Raw genomic sequence first — 18022 nt, 5'->3', positions numbered from 1 at the left:
TGGTCCGGGAGTCGGCCCACGTTGTAAAGGTTTTCGGGCTATGCGCATTGGTGTCCTCACCTCCGGCGGCGACTGCCCCGGGCTCAACGCGGTCATCCGCTCTGTCGTGCACCGCGCCGTCGTCGACCACGGTGACGAGGTGATCGGCTTCCACGACGGCTGGAAAGGCCTGCTGGAGGCCGACTACCGCAAGCTCGACCTCGACGCCGTCGCCGGCATCCTCGCCCGCGGCGGCACGATCCTCGGGTCCTCGCGGGTACAGCCCGCTCATCTCGTCGACGGCGTCGAGCGGGCCAAGGGGCACGTCGCCGAACTGGGCCTCGACGCGATCATCCCGATCGGTGGCGAGGGCACGCTGAAGGCGGCGAACCTGCTGGCCCAGGCCGGTCTGCCGATCGTCGGTGTGCCGAAGACCATCGACAACGACATCGCGTCGACCGACGTCACCTTCGGCTTCGACACCGCCGTCGGGGTCGCGACCGAGGCCCTCGACCGGCTGAAGACCACCGCCGAGTCCCACCAGCGGGTGCTGATCGTCGAGGTCATGGGCCGACACACCGGCTGGATCGCCCTGCACTCCGGCATGGCGGCCGGTGCGCACGCCATCGTCGTCCCCGAGCGTCCCTTCGACATCGAGGAACTGACCAAGCGGGTCGGTGCCCGGTTCGAGGCCGGCAAGCGGTTCGCGATCGTCGTGGTCGCCGAGGGCGCCAAGCCGCGCGAGGGTTCCATGGACTTCGACGAGGGCGGCAAGGACGTGTACGGCCACGAGCGCTTCGCCGGAGTCGCCCGGCAGCTGTCCGTCGAGCTGGAGGAGCGGCTCGGCAAGGAGGCCCGGCCGGTGATCCTCGGCCACGTCCAGCGCGGCGGTACACCGACCGCGTACGACCGCGTCCTCGCCACCCGGTTCGGCTGGCACGCCGTGGAGGCGGCGCACCGCGGCGAGTTCGGCATGATGACCGCGCTGCGCGGAACGGACATCACGATGGTGCCGCTGGCGCAGGCGGTGGAGACGCTGAAAACCGTCCCGCAGGACCGGTACGAAGAGGCCGAGACGGTCCTCTGAGAGGCCTCCCGAGCGAGGAACCGCCCCCGGTCGCAGCTGCGACCGGGGGCGGTTCTAGTCTTGTCCGGACAACACGCGCGAAACAGGACGCTCCAGGAGTAGGCAGATGGATCACAGCGGGCACGGCGAGCACGGGATGCCGATGGACCTGCCGCCGTTCACGCTGGGCAGGGGGCTGGAGTTCTCCTCGGATCCGTTCTTCCTGGCCGGCTGTCTCGTGGGGCTCGCGCTCTACGGCTGGGGGGTGGCACGGCTGCGCCGGCGCGGCGACGCCTGGCCGGTGGGCCGGACGGTCTTCTTCACCGCAGGTGTGCTGAGCATCGCGCTGGTGATGTGCACCAAGCTGAACGACTACGGCATGGTCATGTTCAGCGTGCACATGGTCCAGCACATGGTGATCAGCATGCTGTCGCCGATCCTGCTGCTGCTCGGCGCTCCGGTCACCCTGGCGCTGCGCGCGCTGCCGCCGGCGGGCCGCGGCCGCAAGGGACCGCGCGAGCTGCTGCTGGCCCTGCTGCACAGCCGCTACATGAAGATCGTCACGCACCCCGCGTTCACGATCCCGATGTTCATCGCGAGCCTCTACGGCCTGTACTTCACCCCGCTCTTCGACTTCCTCATGGGGTCCAGGGCCGGCCACATCGCGATGATGGTGCACTTCCTCGCCGTCGGACTGATCTTCTTCTGGCCGATCATGGGCGTGGACCCGGGCCCGCACCGCCCCGGCTATGTGATGCGGATGCTGGAGCTCTTCGCGGGCATGCCCTTCCACGCGTTCTTCGGTATCGCGCTGATGATGGCCTCCGAGCCGATGGTGCGGGCGTACGCCGATCCCCCGGCCTCACTCGGGATCAGCGCGCTCTCCGACCAGAACGCGGCGGGCGGCATCGCCTGGGCCTTCAGCGAGATCCCGTCGGTGCTGGTGCTGATCGCCCTGGTGTTCCAGTGGTACCGCTCCGAGCAGCGCCAGGCCGTCCGCAAGGACCGGGCCGCGGACCGGGACGGCGACAAGGAGCTGGAGGCCTACAACGCGTATCTGGCCTCTCTCCAGGCACGCAGCCGCTGACCGGGCCGGGACCGGGGCGGCCCGGCCGGGCTGGTGACGCCCGGGCACGCGGACTGCCGGCCCGGAGCGCGGTGGCCGCTGCCCGGGAGTAGCGCGCTCCCCCGGTCAGGGGTGACGATGGCACCACGGCCCCGGCCGCGGCCGTCAGCCGCGGCACCGGCCCGGAGGAGGGCGCGCATGTCCGGTTCCACGAAGACGATGGGTGTGCTGACCGTGGCGTCCCTGGTGGTCGTGACCGCCTACACCGTGGCGCTCGGCAGCAACGGCTGGCTGTGGTTCACCTGGGTCGTGCTGGGCCTCGTCACCGTGGGGATGCTCGTGTCCAGGCCCACCTGAGGGCGTCGGGCTGCCGGTCCGCCCGTCGTCGTCGGGCGTGTCCCCCCGCACGGGAGCGCAATGCCGTGTGCCTGCGTGCGCCGGTGGACTCGGCCATGGCCTCTCCCAGCAGCCGCCGGGAGCCGGGCCACCAGCGGAACTCGCCGATCGTGGCTTCCGTGACGGCACCGAGGCCCCCGAGCGGGGCGACGGACAGGAACGTCGCCCACAGCTCCCGCCGGATGTCGTCGGGCACGCCGACGGTCACTCCGGCCGCGTCGAGGGCCGCCCTGAGGCGCTCCACGCGCGGATTCCCCTTGTCGTCCCACTCGCCGAAGGTGGGCGTGCCCGCCGCCCCCGACTCCTCCGTGTCACGCCCGCCGCGTCGCGACACTCCGGCCGCCGGGCCGGCCGGCGTCAAAACCCACCTGACGACGATCGGCCACCACGGCATCCGCAGCGTCCACCTACCTACCCATGGCGGCGCCCGAAGGGCTGTCATACAACTGGGCAAGGCAGTCGGCACGAGTCCGGTCGGACCAGGGACGGACGACCGACCGTGCGGATCGATGTGCCGGGTGCATTCGCGCCCTGATCCGGCACCACGCGGCCCCTGAGCCGCATCGGCAGAGTTGGGAGCGACATCGTGTTCTACTACGTCCTCAAATACGTCATCCTGGGGCCGCTGCTGCGGCTGCTGTTCCGGCCCAGGATCGAGGGCCTCGAGCACATCCCGGCGGACGGCGCGGCGATCGTCGCCGGCAACCACCTGTCGTTCTCCGACCACTTCCTGATGCCGGCCATCCTGAAGCGGCGCATCACCTTCCTCGCCAAGGCCGAGTACTTCACCGGACCGGGGATCAAGGGCCGGCTGACGGCCGCCTTCTTCCGCAGCGCCGGACAGATCCCGGTGGACCGTTCCGGCAAGGAGGCAGGCCAGGCGGCCATCCGTGAGGGCCTCGGCGTGCTCGGCAAGGGCGAGTTGCTCGGCATCTACCCGGAGGGTACGCGGTCGCACGACGGACGGCTCTACAAGGGCAAGGTCGGCGTCGCGGTCATGGCGCTCACCGCGCGGGTGCCCGTCGTGCCCTGCGCGATGGTCGGAACCTTCGAGATCCAGCCTCCCGGGCAGGTACTGCCGAAGATCAAGCGGGTGACGATCCGCTTCGGCGAACCGCTCGACTTCTCCCGCTACGCGGGGATGGAGAACGAGAAGGCGGTACTGCGCGCCGTGACGGACGAGATCATGTACGAGATCCTCGCCCTGTCCGGGCAGCAGTACGTCGACGAGTACGCGGTGAAGGCGAAGGCCGCCGAGGCGGACCGGTCGAAGAGCGGGCGGATTCCCCGGCTCGGACGCTGACGCGCGGTGCACGGCTGCGGTCCGGGCCGGATGACCGGGGGCCGCGGACGGCGGCCCGGCACAGCCCGTCGGGGACGGTGGCGGCACCTCGGCGGAGGGTGCCCGGATCGTCGGCGTTCGCGATGGGGCCGCGCGCCCGTGTGCGGCCCTCGTGCCGGGCACGGGCGCGCGGCCCGCGGGTCAGCCGCCGGCGAGATCGCCCAGGGCGGTGTCGAGCAGCCCGCGCAGGCGCAGCGCGTCCGGGGCGACCGCGGTGACCAGCAAGGCCGGCCCCGCGAGGGGGGTGAGCACGGCGGTCTCCCCGAGCCGCCGCGGCTCCGGGGGCTTGTCGTCGAAACCGGGGTCCACCACGAGCAGTTGGCCGACCGCCCGGTGCCCGCCGAGCACCGCACCGCCGTCCCAGCCGCCGGGTGCGCCGGGACCGAGGGCGAGTTCCTGGTCCAGCAGGGGGCGGCCCGCGCGACGGACGGTGAGACGTGTGGTGAGAGTGCCGGTCTCCTCGCCGTGCCGGCCGAGGATCTGCTCCTCGCGCAGCACGAGACGCGCCGTCGCGGCCAGCACCGCACGTGTGTGCATCCGCAGCTCGCTGCCGCGCGCCGAGATCAGCTGCTCGGGCAGCCAGCGCAGTTCGGCGCCCTCCCCCACGTCCAGCGAGATGTCGTAGTCGGCGGCTCCCGGGGTGCGCCCTGGCAGCGCCACGGTGGCCGCTGCGGAGTCCACGTGCAGCCGCGCGCCTTCGCGCACGTGCGCCTCGATCGCGAGCCGGTCCCCGCCGAGCGGGGCGCTCATGGCGCCGACCACGGTGACGCGCGTGTACGGTCCGCCGGCACGGGTGCGGCGCAGGGCCAGCGGACCGTCGCTCTCCAGCACGGGGAGCCCGTCGTGTTCGGCGACGATCCGTGCGGTCGCCCGGACGCTCATCCGGCGCTCACCCCGCGGTCCAGGCGCGGAGCCGGTCGCGGACCCACCCGGCGACGGGACGGACACCGTCCTCGCCGGTCAGCGAGGTGAAGAGCACGGGGAGTTCCCCCCGTTGCTCCTTTGCGTCGCGGGCCATGCGCTGGAGATCGGAGCCTACGTAGGGGGCGAGGTCGGTCTTGTTGACGACGAGGAGGTCCGCGGTGGTGACTCCCGGTCCGCCCTTGCGCGGGATGTCGTCGCCTCCGGCCACGTCGATCACGAAGATCTGGGCGTCCACGAGACCCTTGGAGAAGGTGGCGGTGAGGTTGTCGCCGCCGGACTCGACCAGGATCAGGTCGAGCGGTCCGACCGCGTCCTCCAGATCCTCGACGGCTTCGAGGTTGGCGGAGATGTCGTCGCGGATCGCGGTGTGCGGGCAGGCGCCGGTCTCGACGGCCTGGATCCGCTCGGGCGGCAGGACGGCGTTGCGCAGCAGGAACTCGGCGTCCTCGCGGGTGTAGATGTCGTTGGTGACCACGGCGATGGACAACTGGTCTCGCAGGGCCCGGCAGAGAGCGGCGACGGTGGCGGTCTTGCCGGATCCGACCGGTCCACCGAGTCCGATGCGCAGCGCGCGCCGGGTGCCGTCGGGGCGTACTGCGTCGGCGCTCACCGCGGCCTGGCCGGGACGCTCGTGCGTGTGGTCGAGATGCATGGGGCGGCTCCCTCGTGGTGCTGCGGAGCTTGTGCGGCTCCGCGCTCCGTGGTGGTGGTGCTTGGCGGTAGTGGTGCTTGGCGGTAGTGGTGGCTGCGTCGGGGCTGTGGGCAACGCAGCGAGGTGCCGCAGCTGTCGTCGTGCGCCCGCTGGGGATTCGGGACAGCCCTTAGGAGGCGAAGAGCCGTACGGGCCAGGCGGCGTGCTGCTCGGCGGTGATGTCCAGCAGCGGGGCCGACGCGGCGGGAAGCGCGTCGGGACCCCGCTCGGCCGCCCACCGGGCCGCGGCCACCGCTCGCCCGGCGACCCGGTCCATGTCGGGGGCCAGGCGGGCGAGGACGGCGGTGGCCTGGTACGGGTCCAGGCTGAGCAGCCGCACGGCGGCAGTGGCCGGTCCGCCGACCGCCTCGTACGCGGCGCAGTACGCGGCGTCCTCGGCGCCGAGGCCGGCGGCACGGGCGGTGACCCCCAGCACGACGGGCTGGTGCGCCCCCTTCGGCCGGGCGCCGGCGAGGGCGTCCAGTTCCGGTGACGGCCAAGTGGCGCGTGCGGCTCGCATCAGCTGCCGGCCGAGCCTCCGTGCCGATGCGCGCAGGGCGGGGGACGGGGTGCGGGCATCGGCCGCCACGTCCAGCGCGACCGGGTCGAGCCCGAGCGCCGCAGCGGCGGCGAGACCGGCGGCGGTCAGTCCCGTGGTGTGCAGCCGTCCCCGGCAGAAGTCCGCGAGGTCCCGGGCGTCGCCGAGCCGGCCCGCCCTGACCGCAGCCTCCGCCCCGCCGGAGTGGGCGTGTCCGCCGGCGGGGAACCGCCCGTCGGCGAGGACGAGCAGCGCGGCGCGCGCCGGGGCACCGGACCGTGGTCCGGCCTCCTCCGCCCGGCGCGCTCCCCCGGCCGCGTGCCCGTCCCCGGCGGCCCCGGCGCACTGGTCCCGGCCGGGCGACGGGAGTTGACGGAGGCCGCGCAAAGGGGCCTCCGTGTGCGGATCCATGACTTCGCTCATGATCAGAACAGGAAGTAGCGCTGGGCCATGGGCAGTTCCTCGGCGGGCGCGGGCTCCACCGGGTCGCCGTCGATGGTGACCGTGAAGGTGTCGGCGTCGACCTCGACGCGGGGCAGGACGTCGTTCTCCTTCATGTCCGACTTGGTGACGCCGCGAGTGCTGCGGATCGGGACGAAGCGCTTGCCCAGGCCGAGGCGTTCGGGCAGTCCGTCCTCGACCGCCGCCTCGGACACGAAGTTGAACGAGTTCGCGGCCGGGGCCCGGCCGAGCGCGCCGAACATGGGGCGCGGGAGCACGGGCTGGGGGGTGGGGATGGAGGCGTTGGCGTCGCCCATCTGTGCGTAGGCGATCTGTCCGCCCTTGAGCACGAGTTGGGGCTTCACCCCGAAGAAGGCCGGCTCCCACAGGACCAGATCCGCGAGCTTGCCGGGCTCGACCGAGCCGATCTCGTGGTCCAGACCCTGGGCCACGGCCGGGTTGATCGTGTACTTGGCGACGTACCGCCGGGCCCTCAGGTTGTCCGCGCGGCCGTCGCCCGGCAGGGCGCCGCGGCGCCGCTTCATCGCGTGCGCGGTCTGCCAGGTGCGCAGCACGACCTCGCCGACGCGCCCCATGGCCTGGGAGTCGGACGACACGATGGAGATGGCGCCGATGTCGTGGAGGACGTCCTCGGCGGCGATCGTCGACGGCCTGATCCTGGACTCGGCGAAGGCGAGGTCCTCCGGCACCGCCGGATTGAGGTGGTGGCAGACCATCAGCATGTCGAGGTGTTCCTCGATGGTGTTGACGGTGTGCGGTCGCGTCGGGTTGGTGGAGCTGGGCAGGACGTACGGCTCCGAGACGACCGTGATGATGTCCGGCGCGTGCCCTCCGCCCGCCCCTTCCGTGTGGTAGGCGTGAATCGTGCGGCCCGCGATCGCCGCGAGGGTGTCGCCCACGAAGCCGGCCTCGTTGAGAGTGTCGGTGTGGATGGCGAGCTGTGCGCCGGTCTCCTCGCACACGCCGAGGCAGGCGTCGATGACGGCCGGTGTGGCACCCCAGTCCTCGTGGATCTTGAAGCCGAGCGCGCCGCCGCGCAGTTGGGAGTACATGGCCTCGCGGGACGTCGTGTTGCCCTTGCCCAGCAGCCCGATGTTGACGGGGAACGACTCGAGCGCCTCGAACATCCGGGCGAGGTGCCAGGGGCCGGGGGTGATCGTGGTCGCCTTGGTCCCCTCGGCGGGTCCGGTGCCCCCGCCGACGAGGGTCGTGATCCCGGAGGTCAGGGCCTGCTCGACGACCGTGGGCGAGATGAAATGGACGTGGGCGTCGACGGCGCCCGCGGTGAGGATCTTCCCGTTGCCCGCGATGACCTCGGTCTCCGGCCCGATGACGAGGTCCGGGTGGACCCCGTCCATCGTGTCCGGGTTGCCCGCCTTGCCGATACCGGCGACCCGGCCGTCGCGGATGCCGATGTCGGCCTTGACGACTCCCCAGTGGTCGATGATCACCGCACCGGTGATGACCGTGTCCGGGGCACCCTCCGCCCGTGTCACACGGGACTGGCCCATGGACTCGCGGATCACCTTGCCACCGCCGAAGACCGCTTCGTCGCCCGCGCGTCCGGGGCCGCCCGAGCGGTCCTCCTCGATCTCGACGAGGAGATCGGTGTCGGCGAGACGGATCCGGTCACCTGTCGTGGGGCCGAAGAGATCGGCGTAAGCGGCGCGCGTCAGTTCAGGCACGGGTGGCTCCGTTCTCCGCCGGGGTCCCGCTCGTGTCGAGCGGTCCCGCGGTCTCGCCGCGCAGACCCGCGACGACGCGCAGCCCGGCGAGCGGTACGAGTTCGACCTCGACGGGGACTCCGGGCTCGAACCGGACGGCGGTGCCCGCGGCGATGTTCAGCCGGAGGCCGCGCGCGGCCGCGCGGTCGAAGTCCAGACCGGGGTTGGCCTCGGCGAAGTGGTAGTGGGAGCCGACCTGTACGGGCCGGTCGGCCGCGTTGAGGACGGTCAGCCGTGTGGCCTCGCGGCCCTCGTTGAGCCTGACCGGTCCTTCGGCGTGCAGGATCTCTCCGGGGATCATCGGCACTCCCGTCAGACGATCGGGTCGTGGACGGTGACGAGCTTGGTCCCGTCGGGGAACGTCGCCTCGACCTGGACGTCGTGGATCATCTCCGGGATCCCGTCCATGACGTCGTCGCGGGTGAGCACCTTCCGTCCGGACGCCATGATCTCGGCGACGGTGCGCCCGTCGCGGGCGCCCTCCAGGATGTGCGTGGTGATGAGGGCGAGGGCCTCGGGGTGGTTGAGCCTCACCCCGCGCGCCCTGCGCTTCTCCGCGACGTCCGCGGCGACATGGATGAGCAGCCGTTCCTGCTCATGCGGCGTCAGTTGCACGTTCTCCACCTCACAGTCGGCCTGCCCGGACGCAACCGGGTGCGGCGGACGGTAGTGGGCGTCAACGGTCTGTTGACCCTCCACGGCCTTTCCGCCGCCAAGGCTTGAACGTTAGGCCGGAAGTTTTTCCGGCGCGTTAACTGATCTTTGGCACTTGCATGGGCATGAGCGCGGGCAGCCCGCCCTCCGGCACCTCGACGCGTGTGCCGACGCGTATGTCACCGAAGAGCGCCTGCCGCGCGGCGGAACCCCGGGCCGTGGCGATCACCGCGCTGGCCACGTGGTCCGCGGGCTCGCCGGCCTGGATCCCGCTCGCTCCGCGACGGGCCGTGCCCGGCGCCTCCCCGGCCCGCCACGGGATCGCGGTGGCGCTCCCGCTTCCGGCCGTCGCGGCCCTCGCCCTCGGGGCCTTTCGCCTGGCCCGCATCCCGCACGGCATCGCACGATCCGCCCGTCGGCTTCACGGGCCCCGCCTCCGCTGCCGCCCCCTGGACCGGCACGTCGAGCACCGGCAGGGGGCGTTCGACGCGCACCGCCACGACGGCAGGGCGCGGCCCGGGAGGCGATCGGGGACCGCGTGGTATACGGAGCCGTGGCGATGCCGTCCGCCGTGCCCCCGGGTGACGTCCCGGCCGGCGCCGTGGCGCGCCGGCCGGTCAGGAGCAGCCGCCCGTGCCGGGTGGCCGGTGCTCCGCCGCGATGCCGAAGCGGCCGCGTTCGCCGGGAGCGGACGGCTCCGTGGAGCGCAGCGACGACACGGAGGTGATCCCGGACTCCTCGGCGGCCTGCCCCGCGGCCTCCAATCGCTCCAGGTCAGCCGCGGACACCAGGGCCACGAGCGGCTTCCCGTGCCGGGTCACGACAACCCGTTCGCCGCCGTAGACGACGCGATTGATCAGCTCGGCGAGTTCAGCTCGGGCTTGCGTCACCGGAATCTCGTAGGCCATGCTCCCCATCATAAAGGAATGTACGTCCTGTACATTTTTTACCGAGGTCCTAGCAGACGCCGCAGACTTGGCCGCCGGGTGCGGCCGCTTGAGGAGTGGTACGTCGTGAACGGTCCGTCCGCCCGCCATGTCCTGCCCGAGTTCACCGAACACACGAGCGACGGGAAGCGCACGCTCGACCCCTACGCCAGGCTGCTCGACGAACGGATCGTCTTCCTCGGCACTCCGGTCGACGACACCTGCGCCAACGACGTCATCGCACAGTTCCTGTACCTGGAGTACGCCGCGCCGGACCAGGACATCTCGCTCTACATCAACTCGCCCGGCGGCCCCGTCAGCGCCATGACCGCCATCTACGACACGATGCAGACGGTGACCTGCGACGTCGTCACCACCTGCCTGGGACAGGCCGCGTCGACCGCCGCCGTACTGCTCGCAGCCGGAACCCCGGGCAGGCGCGCGGCCCTGCCCGGTGCCCGCGTGGTCGTCCAGCAGCCCTCGCTGCCCGAGCCGGTGCGGGGGCAGCCCACCGATCTGGGCATCCGGGCACAGGAGTTGCTGCGGCTGCGGGAGCAGCTCACGGCCATGTTCGCCCGCCACACCGGCCGGAGCGCCGAACGCGTCGCCGCCGACCTCGACCGCGACACCGTGTACGACGCCGCTGGAGCCCGTGACTACGGGCTGGTCGATCACATCATCAAGAACCGGAAGACGTCCCTCACTTCCGCCGGCCGCTGGTGAGCGGGCGGTGCTGCCACCCGAACCGCCGCCGCTGCCCGCAATGACACGCGCCGAGAGCGCGTTCGTCGACAGCTATCTCGAAGTGGTCGACCAGCTGGGAAGGATCAACCCGGCACGCGGGACACACACGTATGGAGCCCTCCGCGCCGCACAGGCCCTGGTCGCGCGGGCCACGGCGCTCCGCGACGCCCTGACGGTCATGCATATGCGCGGCGAGAGCGAGCTGCACACCGTCACATTGGCCCGCGCGCTACGGCTATTGGGCGGAGATCGCCGAGCCTCCCGGATCACCGTGCCATCGGAGTACCAGAGTTGACGATCCACCGCGAAAGGGGCGATCCGACGCCTGCGACCCGCCCGAGAAGCGTACGACCGGGTGTCGCCCATCCGGACCAGTGAGGGCTTCGACTTTCGTCCGGTGCAAGTTGCGCAACCATATCGCCCGATCGGCCCAACGAAGCGCTCCGCCGCAGGTACGGGGCTCGTCACCCGGCGACACCCGGTCCCCCGAACGGCCCTGTCCACTCGAACAGATCAGTGGTGAGGAGCCTCACAAATCGTCGTTTCGACTCGGAAATCCGACAGTTCGTGGGTCAAGATCCCTGGGACGACAAGCCCCCGCCACCGCGGCGGGGCGGTCCGGGCGGACGCCGAGTCCTGCCGCCGCACCGGATGCCTGGTCGACATGAGGGCTTCGGCAGGAGTGGAGGACCCAGCATTGCGGGCCGGCCACCGGAACGGTGGCTGGTCCTTGGGGTGAAGCCGTGTGAACGGCCGGGCGCCTTCGCCAGTCCGAACCCGACAGGTCATCCTTCACAGGCGGCTGACGAAGGGTTGCGCATGACTGCGCAGACACATCTCCCGTCCCTGCTGTCCCGGACGGGCGCCGTCTCGGCACTCACGATCGCCGCCGTCGGTGGCTCGCTGATCGTGCCGGGCGGTGCGCCGGAGGCACAGGCGGCCTCGGCGCACGCGACGAAGGCTCTCAAGGTCGCCGCGTCGAAGAAGGGGGCCCCGTACGGGTACGGGGCCACCGGTCCGAGCCGCTTCGACTGCTCGGGGCTCACGCTCTACGCCTACAAGAAGGCGGGCAAGCAACTGCCGCGCACGGCCCAGCAGCAGTACAACCGCACCCGTCACATCTCCGCCTCCCAGCGGCAACGGGGTGACCTGGTGTTCTTCCACTCGCGGGGGTACGTGTACCACGTCGGTATCTACGCCGGGGCCGGGAAGATCTGGCACTCGCCGAAAACCGGTTCCGTCGTGAAGCTGACCAAGATCTGGTCCAAGGGCGTCCGCTACGGGCGCGTGCGCTAGTGCCGCATCGGGCGACGTTCGCCCCGTCGCGGCGCCCGGTACGGCGACTCGCGGCGTTGCCGGATCAACCGAGTAGGCCCACTACGAGGTCGATCCGGGGCCTTGCGATCTTCCCCTCGGCCCGGAGGGCCTGGGGAGACCCCACCCCCTCGACCGGAGGGTCCGGGGCAGACCCCACCCCCTCGGCCGGAGGGCCCGGGGCAGACCCCACCCCCTCGACCGGAGGGCCCGGGGAGGCCCCGTGCACCGGACGCCGCTCCTTGACGGGCAACCTTGCCTGACGCGGCCCTAGCGGACTTCGGCGCCGCCGGTACGCCGGCCGCGCGCACCGGCGGCGCCGATGTCCCGTCGGCCGAGGTGACGCCGTCGCAGCGGCGGGGCGGTCGCGGACGTCAGCCCCCGAGCGTCGAACGTCGACCGGCCCGGGCACGTCGTTCGGCCCGGGCGCACCGCTGCGGCGACCGGTCCGGGCTCTCAGAGCGTTGGTTCGGCGTCGGCCATGCTCCAGGGGATCGCGATCCAGACGGTCTTGCCGCCCTCGGGCGTGGGGTCGACGTGCAGCTTTCCCCCGCATTCCGCGATGAGCCAGCGGATGATGACCATGCCGCGGCCGTTGTCCTGCTGCACGGCCGCGGGCAGGCGCTGGGGCCTGCGGGGGTGGCTGTCCGTGACACCGATGCACAGACGCTCGTCGCGCTCCAGCCGTACGTCCACCGTGAAGGTCGGGGACAGCCCGAAGGTGTGCTGGACGGCGTTGGTGGTGAGCTCGGAGACGATGAGACGGACCGTGTCGGCGGTGCCGGTCTCCCCCGGTAGTCCCCATTCCGCGAGGACCTCGGAGACGTATCTGCGCGCGGCGGATACCGAGGCGGGATCGCTCGGCAGAGTGACGGAGGCTTCCTGATGGTCTGCCATGGCGAGCTGTCCCTTTCCCACCGGGGCTGCCGGAGCGCGGCACGTAGCGGATTGGATGCCGGAACAGCCTCGGACTGCGCTTCGCGCCAGACTGCCACTGTTGCCGTCCCCATGGCAGGGGATCCACCTGGATATGCATATATCTGTCGCTCAAAGCGATGAACACTGCTACGCGAGAGCGTATTTGGGCGCAGACTTGGCGCTTGGCGCTGCGTCCGCCGGTGCCCGGCGGCCGTGGGGCCGCGGAGAGCAGGAGGAGATTCGGCATGCGGCAGGGTCCCGCGGTGCGCCGGCGCAAGCTCGGGGAGGAACTGCGCGGTCTGCGGCTGGGCGTCGGCCTGACGAGCCGGGAGGCGGCGCTGCTCGTGGGCTGGAACCAGTCGAAGGTGAGCCGCATAGAGACCGGAACCAGCGGTGTGAAACCGGCCGATGTGGCCCGGCTGCTGGACGCCTACGGAGTCGCCGACCAACGGCTGCGCGAGCTGCTGGGGACGCTGGCCGGCACGGCGGACGGCGGAGGAAAGGGCTGGTGGCACGCGTACCGCGGGGTGATTCCGCCGCAGTACCGGGACTTCATCAGCCTGGAGTCCCAGGCGAGCGCGGCGCGCACTCTGGAGACCTCGGTGGTGCCCGGGCTGCTGCAGACGCCCGACTACGCGCGGGCGGTGACCCGTTCCGCACTGGAGAGCGTGCCGACGGCGACGGTTGACTCACTGGTGGAAGTGCGCATCGCGCGTCAGCGCGTGCTGCGGGCGGAACGCCCGCTGACCTTCAGTGCCGTGCTGGACGAGGCGGTCCTGCGGCGTCAGGTGGGCGGTCGGGAGGTGATGCGGGGACAGCTTCGCCGGGTGCTGGAGATGGCGCAACTCCCGCATGTCCGGCTGCAGGTGCTGCCCTTCTCGACGGGCGGCTACGTGGGACTGACCGGATCTTTCGTTATCTTCTCCTTTCCGAACACTTCCGATCTAGACGTAGTTGTTCTCGACCACTTGACGAGTAGTCTCTACCTCGAACGAAAGGAAGACCTCGAGACGTACGGCGCTGCTTTCCGCACCATGCAGGCGCATGCGCTCTCGCCGACTGACTCGTTGGATCTCATCGCAGGGATCCGTGACGGCGTGTAGGGAAGGCACCCCCCGATGTCTGCTCACGACGCACGTGTACGCCCCATGCCGGGCACGTCCTGGCAGCGCAGCAGCCGCAGCGTGGGAATGAACAACTGCGTGGAGACCGCCCTGTGCGCCGACGGCGCCCTGGCGGTGCGCGACTCGAAGAATCCCGGACTGCCGCTCCTCGTGTTCTCACCGGCCGCCTGGACCGGTTTCCTCAGGGGGCTGGGCGCGCCGTCGAGGTGAACGGGCCCGCGCCGCAAGCGCGGATCCCCCTGCCCGGCCCGCCTTCATCCCGGTTCCGCCCGTACCCCCGGCGTGACCGGTACCCCTCGGCGCCACCCCGGACGCCCGGCACCGAGTCAGACGTGCGGCGTCCCACACGCGGCGCCGGGTCAGACACCGGGCGCCGTCTCCAGGATGGTGGCGACCGCCGCCCCGATCTGCCGATCGGTGAGGTCGGCGCGGGCGGTGAGCCTGATCCGTGAGATCCCGTCCGGCACGGACGGCGGCCGGAAGCACCCCACGGCCAGACCCGCGGCACGGCAGTCCGCCGCCCAGCGCACCGCCGACTCGGGTGAGGGCGCCTGTACGGAGACGACGGCCGCGTCCGGCCGGGCGGCGGTCAGTCCCGCCTCCGTCAGCCGCCCGTGCAACGTGCGCGCCACGACCCGGGCCCGGTCCGCGAGCGCGGGCTCACGGCGCAGGAGCCGCAGGCTCGCGAGGGAGGCGCCGACGGCGGCCGGGGCGAGCCCGGTGTCGAAGATGAACGTCCGGGCGGCGTTGACGAGGTGCTCGATGACCCGCGCCGGGCCGAGGACCGCTCCGCCCTGGCTTCCCAGCGACTTGGACAGGGTGAGCGTGGCGACGACACCCGTGGCGCCCGCGAGACCGGCGGCGTTCAGGGCCCCTCTGCCGCCTTCGCCGAGGACGCCGAAGCCGTGCGCGTCGTCCACGACCAGGGCCGCCCCGTGCGCGCGGCACACACCGGCGAGGGCGGCCAGCGGCGCGGCGTCTCCGTCCACCGAGAACACCGAGTCGGTCACGAGCAGGGCTCGCCTGCCCGAGTGGGCGTCGAGCACCTTGGCCACGGCCTCCGGATCGGCGTGCGCCACGACGGCGGTCTCCGCCCGCGACAGCCTGCAGCCGTCGACGATCGAGGCGTGGTTACCGGCGTCCGAGACGATGAGCGACTCGTGCGCGCTGAGTGCCGTGAGCGCCGCGAGGTTCGCCGCGTACCCCGAGGAGAACACCAGGGCGGCCTCGAACCCGCAGAACTCGGCGAGTTCGCGCTCCAGTTCCGCGTGCAGTTCGGTGCTTCCGGTCACCAGCCGCGACCCGGTCGCCCCCGCTCCCCAGCGCCGGGCGGCCGAGGCGGCCGCCTCGGTGACCTCCGCCCTGCGGGTAAGGCCGAGGTAGTCGTTGCCGGCCAGGTCGAGCAGTGCCGAGTCGGCGGGCCGGGGACGGAGCGCACGGACGAGGCCCGCCTCCGCACGGCGGCGTGCCGCGTCGTCCGTCCAGTCGAAAGGATCCTGAGGCACTGGGGGCATGGTCCGGTCCTTTTGTAGGCAGCGAACAGACCCTAGCGGGGGACGCCGGAGGTCAGAGTGTGGCCATACACACACCTCAAACGGGGGCTGTTGTGGAGTTCCTCCTTGGCCGGGGGGTGCCCGGTAGGCGAGGATCTGCGCCATGGACCTCCTGAACACGCTGGTGGACAAGGGCCTGCGGCGTGAGCTGCCGACCCGCGAAGAAGCGCTCGCCGTACTGGCGACCTCCGACGACGACCTGCTCGATGTGGTGGCCGCGGCCGGAAAGGTACGCCGTCAGTGGTTCGGGCGGCGGGTGAAACTGAACTATCTCGTCAACCTCAAGTCAGGGCTCTGTCCGGAGGACTGTTCGTACTGTTCCCAGCGGCTCGGCTCCAAGGCGGAGATCCTCAAGTACACCTGGCTGAAGCCGGACGAGGCCTCCGAGGCGGCCGCCGCCGGGGTCGCGGGCGGCGCGAAGCGGGTCTGCCTGGTCGCCAGCGGACGCGGCCCCACGGACCGTGACGTCGATCGCGTCTCGAAGACCATCGCCGCCATCAAGGAGCAGAACGACGGCGTCGAGGTGTGCGCGTGTCTGGGACTGCTCTCCGAAGGCCAGGCGGAGCGGCTGCGCGAGGCCGGCGCCGACGCGTACAACCACAACCTCAACACGTCCGAGGGGACGTACGGGGACATCACGACCACCCACACGTACGCGGACCGCGTGGACACGGTCCAGAAGGCCCATGCCGCCGGACTGTCCGCCTGCTCGGGGCTGATCGCGGGCATGGGGGAGAGCGACGAGGACCTCGTCGACGTGGTGTTCGCGCTGCGGGAGCTGGACCCCGACTCGGTGCCGGTGAACTTCCTGATCCCGTTCGACGGCACTCCCCTGGCGAAGGAGTGGAATCTGACCCCTCAGCGGGCGCTGCGCATCCTCGCCATGGTGCGGTTCGTGTGCCCGGACGTGGAGGTCCGCCTCGCGGGCGGTCGCGAGGTCCATCTGCGCACCCTGCAGCCGCTGGCGCTGCACCTGGTCAACTCGATCTTCCTCGGCGACTACCTCACCAGTGAGGGCCAGGCCGGCAAGGCGGACCTGGAGATGATCACGGACGCGGGCTTCGAGGTGGAGGGCTCGGACACCACGACGCTGCCGGCGCATCGTGCGGACGCCGCCGCGGGCGGCTGCGGTTCGCACGGCGGCGGGCGCTGCGCCCCGTGCGGCGACACCACCGAGGAATCCGAGCCGGAGGCCGCCGGCGCCTCCGGGGCGCGCCCCGACCTGGTGGCCGTCCGCCGCCGTGGCGCGGGAACCGACCTCGCCCCCAATGCGTAGCTCCGGGGCCCGCGAGCTGGTGGCCCTGGACCGGGCCCACGTCTGGCACCCGTACGGTCCCATGCCGGGCCGTACGGACCCGCTGGTCGTGGAGTCCGCGTCCGGGGTGCGTCTCCGGCTCGCCGAGCCGGCACACGGGCAGACCGAATTGGTGGACGGTATGTCCTCCTGGTGGTCCGCGGTCCACGGCTACAACCACCCCGTACTCAACGAGGCCGCGCGCGGCCAGCTGGAGCGGATGAGCCACGTCATGTTCGGCGGGCTCACTCACGAGCCGGCCGTCCGGCTCGCGACCCGGCTCGTCGAGATCACTCCGGAACCCCTGCGGCACGTCTTCCTCTGCGACTCGGGCTCGGTCTCCGTCGAGGTCGCGGTGAAGATGTGCCTCCAGTACTGGCGTTCGACAGGCCGTCCGGCCAAGCGCCGGCTGCTGACCTGGCGCGGCGGCTACCACGGCGACACCTGGCAGCCCATGTCGGTGTGCGATCCCGAGGGCGGGATGCACGAGTTGTGGTCCGGAGTCCTGCAGCGGCAGATCTTCGCCGACGCGCCCCCGGCCGGCCACGACCTGCCGTACGACCCCGCCTACGCGGACCATCTGCGCGCGCTCGTCGCGCGGCACGCGGACGAACTCGCCGCCGTGATCGTGGAACCGGTGGTGCAGGGCGCGGGCGGGATGCGGTTCCACTCCCCCGCGTATCTGCGGGTGCTGCGGGAGGCGTGCGACGAGCACGACGTACTGCTGGTCCTCGACGAGATCGCCACCGGATTCGGGCGCACGGGCCGGCTCTTCGCGGCGGAGCACGCGGGGATCTCACCCGATGTCATGTGTCTCGGCAAGGCGCTGACCGGCGGTTACCTGAGCATGGCCGCGACGCTGTGCACGGGGAGGGTGGCCGACGGCATCTCGCGCGGCGAGGTGCCCGTGCTGGCGCACGGGCCGACCTTCATGGGCAATCCGCTCGCTTCGGCGGTCGCCTGCGCGTCGATCGACCTGCTGCTCTCCCAGGACTGGGAGCAGGAGGTCAAGCGCCTGGAGACCGGGCTCCGCGCGGGTCTCGCGGAGGCGGCCGGCATCGGCGGCGTCCAGGACGTCCGCGTTCTGGGCGGGATCGGCGTCGTCCAGCTCGACCACCCCGTGGACATGGCGGCGGCGACCGAGGCGGCCGTGCGCGAAGGCGTGTGGCTGCGGCCGTTCCGCGATCTGATCTACACCATGCCGCCGTACGTCACGGGCGACGCGGATCTCGCCCTGATCACGCGGGCCGTCCGTGCCGCCGCGGCGGCGGGCTGAACCGGCGACGGTCCGGGGCGCTCCCCCGTCC

Annotated in this window: 22 protein-coding genes and 1 riboswitch; of the genes, 11 read left to right on the top strand and 11 right to left on the bottom strand. The window is 71.8% G+C overall.

Features of this window, described 5'->3' with window-relative positions:
* Window positions 1-40 precede the first annotated feature (40 nt).
* The 3 genes from FEF34_RS33870 to FEF34_RS41625 all read left to right on the top strand — a co-directional run bounded on the left by FEF34_RS33870 (window position 41) and on the right by FEF34_RS41625 (window position 2468).
* Window positions 41-1066, top strand: a complete 1026-nt coding sequence (locus tag FEF34_RS33870) for a 6-phosphofructokinase (RefSeq protein ID WP_138056564.1) — start codon at window positions 41-43, stop codon at window positions 1064-1066.
* Window positions 1067-1172: 106 nt separating this feature from the next.
* The gene (locus tag FEF34_RS33865) at window positions 1173-2132 is read left to right on the top strand and encodes a cytochrome c oxidase assembly protein (RefSeq protein WP_138056563.1); all 960 of its coding nucleotides are present in this window, start codon (window positions 1173-1175) and stop codon (window positions 2130-2132) included.
* 177 nt (window positions 2133-2309) lie between these two features.
* Window positions 2310-2468 (top strand): hypothetical protein, encoded by a 159-nt coding sequence (locus FEF34_RS41625; protein ID WP_171053197.1) that lies wholly within the window; start codon window positions 2310-2312, stop codon window positions 2466-2468.
* On the opposite strand, the gene FEF34_RS33860 is transcribed toward FEF34_RS41625, so the two are convergent.
* Complete coding sequence (locus FEF34_RS33860; RefSeq protein ID WP_138056562.1) at window positions 2434-2901, bottom strand: ketopantoate reductase family protein; 468 nt, start codon at window positions 2899-2901, stop codon at window positions 2434-2436. The genes FEF34_RS41625 and FEF34_RS33860 overlap by 35 nt on opposite strands.
* Before the next feature lie 192 nt (window positions 2902-3093).
* Between FEF34_RS33860 and FEF34_RS33855 the strand changes: the two genes are divergently transcribed.
* The gene (locus FEF34_RS33855) at window positions 3094-3810 is read left to right on the top strand and encodes a lysophospholipid acyltransferase family protein (protein WP_138056561.1); all 717 of its coding nucleotides are present in this window, start codon (window positions 3094-3096) and stop codon (window positions 3808-3810) included.
* 180 nt (window positions 3811-3990) lie between these two features.
* Here the strand turns inward: FEF34_RS33855 and FEF34_RS33850 are convergent, their stop codons facing one another.
* The 8 genes from FEF34_RS33850 to FEF34_RS33815 form a co-directional block, all read right to left on the bottom strand.
* Window positions 3991-4731 (bottom strand): urease accessory protein UreD, encoded by a 741-nt coding sequence (locus FEF34_RS33850; RefSeq protein WP_138056560.1) that lies wholly within the window; start codon window positions 4729-4731, stop codon window positions 3991-3993.
* Window positions 4732-4738: 7 nt separating this feature from the next.
* On the bottom strand, window positions 4739-5425 hold the full coding sequence (gene ureG / locus FEF34_RS33845) for an urease accessory protein UreG (protein WP_138056559.1): 687 nt from the start codon (window positions 5423-5425) through the stop codon (window positions 4739-4741).
* Between the two features lie 169 nt (window positions 5426-5594).
* Window positions 5595-6425 (bottom strand): urease accessory protein UreF, encoded by an 831-nt coding sequence (locus FEF34_RS33840; RefSeq protein WP_234042651.1) that lies wholly within the window; start codon window positions 6423-6425, stop codon window positions 5595-5597.
* Window positions 6426-6427: 2 nt separating this feature from the next.
* A complete protein-coding gene (locus FEF34_RS33835) occupies window positions 6428-8149 on the bottom strand; it encodes an urease subunit alpha (protein ID WP_138056558.1) in 1722 nt (573 codons plus the stop codon).
* Window positions 8142-8489 (bottom strand): urease subunit beta, encoded by a 348-nt coding sequence (locus FEF34_RS33830; protein WP_138056557.1) that lies wholly within the window; start codon window positions 8487-8489, stop codon window positions 8142-8144. The genes FEF34_RS33835 and FEF34_RS33830 overlap by 8 nt, the downstream gene beginning before the upstream one ends.
* 11 nt (window positions 8490-8500) lie before the next feature.
* Window positions 8501-8803, bottom strand: a complete 303-nt coding sequence (locus FEF34_RS33825) for an urease subunit gamma (RefSeq protein WP_199800711.1) — start codon at window positions 8801-8803, stop codon at window positions 8501-8503.
* 136 nt (window positions 8804-8939) lie between these two features.
* Window positions 8940-9230 carry a hypothetical protein gene (locus FEF34_RS33820; RefSeq protein WP_138056556.1) on the bottom strand — a complete coding sequence of 97 codons (291 nt, stop codon included), beginning with the start codon at window positions 9228-9230 and terminating at the stop codon, window positions 8940-8942.
* A gap of 229 nt (window positions 9231-9459) precedes the next feature.
* Entirely contained in the window at window positions 9460-9750 is a 291-nt protein-coding gene (locus FEF34_RS33815; RefSeq protein WP_138056555.1) for a type II toxin-antitoxin system Phd/YefM family antitoxin, read from the bottom strand.
* A gap of 105 nt (window positions 9751-9855) precedes the next feature.
* On the opposite strand from FEF34_RS33815, the gene FEF34_RS33810 reads away from it, so the two are divergent.
* The 3 genes from FEF34_RS33810 (at window position 9856) to FEF34_RS33800 (ending at window position 11808) form a co-directional block, all read left to right on the top strand.
* On the top strand, window positions 9856-10491 hold the full coding sequence (locus FEF34_RS33810; RefSeq protein ID WP_138056554.1) for an ATP-dependent Clp protease proteolytic subunit: 636 nt from the start codon (window positions 9856-9858) through the stop codon (window positions 10489-10491).
* 7 nt (window positions 10492-10498) lie between these two features.
* A complete protein-coding gene (locus FEF34_RS33805; protein WP_138056553.1) occupies window positions 10499-10807 on the top strand; it encodes a hypothetical protein in 309 nt (102 codons plus the stop codon).
* A gap of 347 nt (window positions 10808-11154) precedes the next feature.
* Window positions 11155-11328: riboswitch (cyclic di-AMP (ydaO/yuaA leader) on the top strand.
* A 3-nt stretch (window positions 11329-11331) separates the two neighbouring features.
* The gene (locus tag FEF34_RS33800; protein ID WP_138056552.1) at window positions 11332-11808 is read left to right on the top strand and encodes a C40 family peptidase; all 477 of its coding nucleotides are present in this window, start codon (window positions 11332-11334) and stop codon (window positions 11806-11808) included.
* Window positions 11809-12282: 474 nt separating this feature from the next.
* Here FEF34_RS33800 and FEF34_RS33795 read toward each other — a convergent pair whose 3' ends face one another.
* The gene (locus tag FEF34_RS33795; protein WP_138056551.1) at window positions 12283-12723 is read right to left on the bottom strand and encodes an ATP-binding protein; all 441 of its coding nucleotides are present in this window, start codon (window positions 12721-12723) and stop codon (window positions 12283-12285) included.
* A gap of 266 nt (window positions 12724-12989) precedes the next feature.
* On the opposite strand from FEF34_RS33795, the gene FEF34_RS33790 reads away from it, so the two are divergent.
* Both FEF34_RS33790 and FEF34_RS33785 read left to right on the top strand, forming a co-directional pair.
* The gene (locus FEF34_RS33790) at window positions 12990-13847 is read left to right on the top strand and encodes a helix-turn-helix domain-containing protein (RefSeq protein WP_138056550.1); all 858 of its coding nucleotides are present in this window, start codon (window positions 12990-12992) and stop codon (window positions 13845-13847) included.
* Window positions 13848-13862: 15 nt separating this feature from the next.
* Window positions 13863-14078: a DUF397 domain-containing protein gene (locus FEF34_RS33785; protein ID WP_138056549.1), complete on the top strand. Its 216-nt coding sequence runs from the start codon at window positions 13863-13865 to the stop codon at window positions 14076-14078.
* Between the two features lie 149 nt (window positions 14079-14227).
* On the opposite strand, the gene FEF34_RS33780 is transcribed toward FEF34_RS33785, so the two are convergent.
* A complete protein-coding gene (locus tag FEF34_RS33780; protein WP_171053195.1) occupies window positions 14228-15382 on the bottom strand; it encodes an 8-amino-7-oxononanoate synthase in 1155 nt (384 codons plus the stop codon).
* Between the two features lie 142 nt (window positions 15383-15524).
* On the opposite strand from FEF34_RS33780, the gene bioB reads away from it, so the two are divergent.
* Together bioB and FEF34_RS33770 are read left to right on the top strand one after the other, a co-directional pair.
* A complete protein-coding gene (bioB, locus tag FEF34_RS33775) occupies window positions 15525-16697 on the top strand; it encodes a biotin synthase BioB (protein WP_138056548.1) in 1173 nt (390 codons plus the stop codon).
* The gene (locus FEF34_RS33770; RefSeq protein WP_138056547.1) at window positions 16690-17991 is read left to right on the top strand and encodes an adenosylmethionine--8-amino-7-oxononanoate transaminase; all 1302 of its coding nucleotides are present in this window, start codon (window positions 16690-16692) and stop codon (window positions 17989-17991) included. The genes bioB and FEF34_RS33770 overlap by 8 nt, the downstream gene beginning before the upstream one ends.
* Window positions 17992-18022: the final 31 nt, after the last annotated feature.

The sequence above is a fragment of the Streptomyces marianii genome, assembly GCF_005795905.1.
Taxonomy (GTDB): Bacteria; Actinomycetota; Actinomycetes; order Streptomycetales; family Streptomycetaceae; genus Streptomyces; species Streptomyces marianii.
This window is presented reverse-complemented; position numbering and strand designations above follow the sequence as displayed.

Excerpts from the sequence above, each read along its gene's own strand:
- FEF34_RS33870 (WP_138056564.1), top strand. The coding sequence starts at position 41 with ATGCGCATTGGTGTCCTCACCTCCGGCGGCGACTGCCCCGGGCTCAAC.
- FEF34_RS33865 (WP_138056563.1), top strand. The coding sequence starts at position 1,173 with ATGGATCACAGCGGGCACGGCGAGCACGGGATGCCGATGGACCTGCCG.
- FEF34_RS41625 (WP_171053197.1), top strand. The coding sequence starts at position 2,310 with ATGTCCGGTTCCACGAAGACGATGGGTGTGCTGACCGTGGCGTCCCTG.
- FEF34_RS33860 (WP_138056562.1), bottom strand. The coding sequence starts at position 2,901 with ATGCCGTGGTGGCCGATCGTCGTCAGGTGGGTTTTGACGCCGGCCGGC.
- FEF34_RS33850 (WP_138056560.1), bottom strand. The coding sequence starts at position 4,731 with ATGAGCGTCCGGGCGACCGCACGGATCGTCGCCGAACACGACGGGCTC.
- ureG (WP_138056559.1), bottom strand. The coding sequence starts at position 5,425 with ATGCATCTCGACCACACGCACGAGCGTCCCGGCCAGGCCGCGGTGAGC.
- FEF34_RS33840 (WP_234042651.1), bottom strand. The coding sequence starts at position 6,425 with ATGAGCGAAGTCATGGATCCGCACACGGAGGCCCCTTTGCGCGGCCTC.
- FEF34_RS33830 (WP_138056557.1), bottom strand. The coding sequence starts at position 8,489 with ATGATCCCCGGAGAGATCCTGCACGCCGAAGGACCGGTCAGGCTCAAC.
- FEF34_RS33820 (WP_138056556.1), bottom strand. The coding sequence starts at position 9,230 with ATGCGGGCCAGGCGAAAGGCCCCGAGGGCGAGGGCCGCGACGGCCGGA.
- FEF34_RS33815 (WP_138056555.1), bottom strand. The coding sequence starts at position 9,750 with ATGGCCTACGAGATTCCGGTGACGCAAGCCCGAGCTGAACTCGCCGAG.
- FEF34_RS33800 (WP_138056552.1), top strand. The coding sequence starts at position 11,332 with ATGACTGCGCAGACACATCTCCCGTCCCTGCTGTCCCGGACGGGCGCC.
- FEF34_RS33795 (WP_138056551.1), bottom strand. The coding sequence starts at position 12,723 with ATGGCAGACCATCAGGAAGCCTCCGTCACTCTGCCGAGCGATCCCGCC.
- FEF34_RS33790 (WP_138056550.1), top strand. The coding sequence starts at position 12,990 with ATGCGGCAGGGTCCCGCGGTGCGCCGGCGCAAGCTCGGGGAGGAACTG.
- FEF34_RS33785 (WP_138056549.1), top strand. The coding sequence starts at position 13,863 with ATGTCTGCTCACGACGCACGTGTACGCCCCATGCCGGGCACGTCCTGG.
- FEF34_RS33780 (WP_171053195.1), bottom strand. The coding sequence starts at position 15,382 with ATGCCCCCAGTGCCTCAGGATCCTTTCGACTGGACGGACGACGCGGCA.
- bioB (WP_138056548.1), top strand. The coding sequence starts at position 15,525 with ATGGACCTCCTGAACACGCTGGTGGACAAGGGCCTGCGGCGTGAGCTG.
- FEF34_RS33770 (WP_138056547.1), top strand. The coding sequence starts at position 16,690 with ATGCGTAGCTCCGGGGCCCGCGAGCTGGTGGCCCTGGACCGGGCCCAC.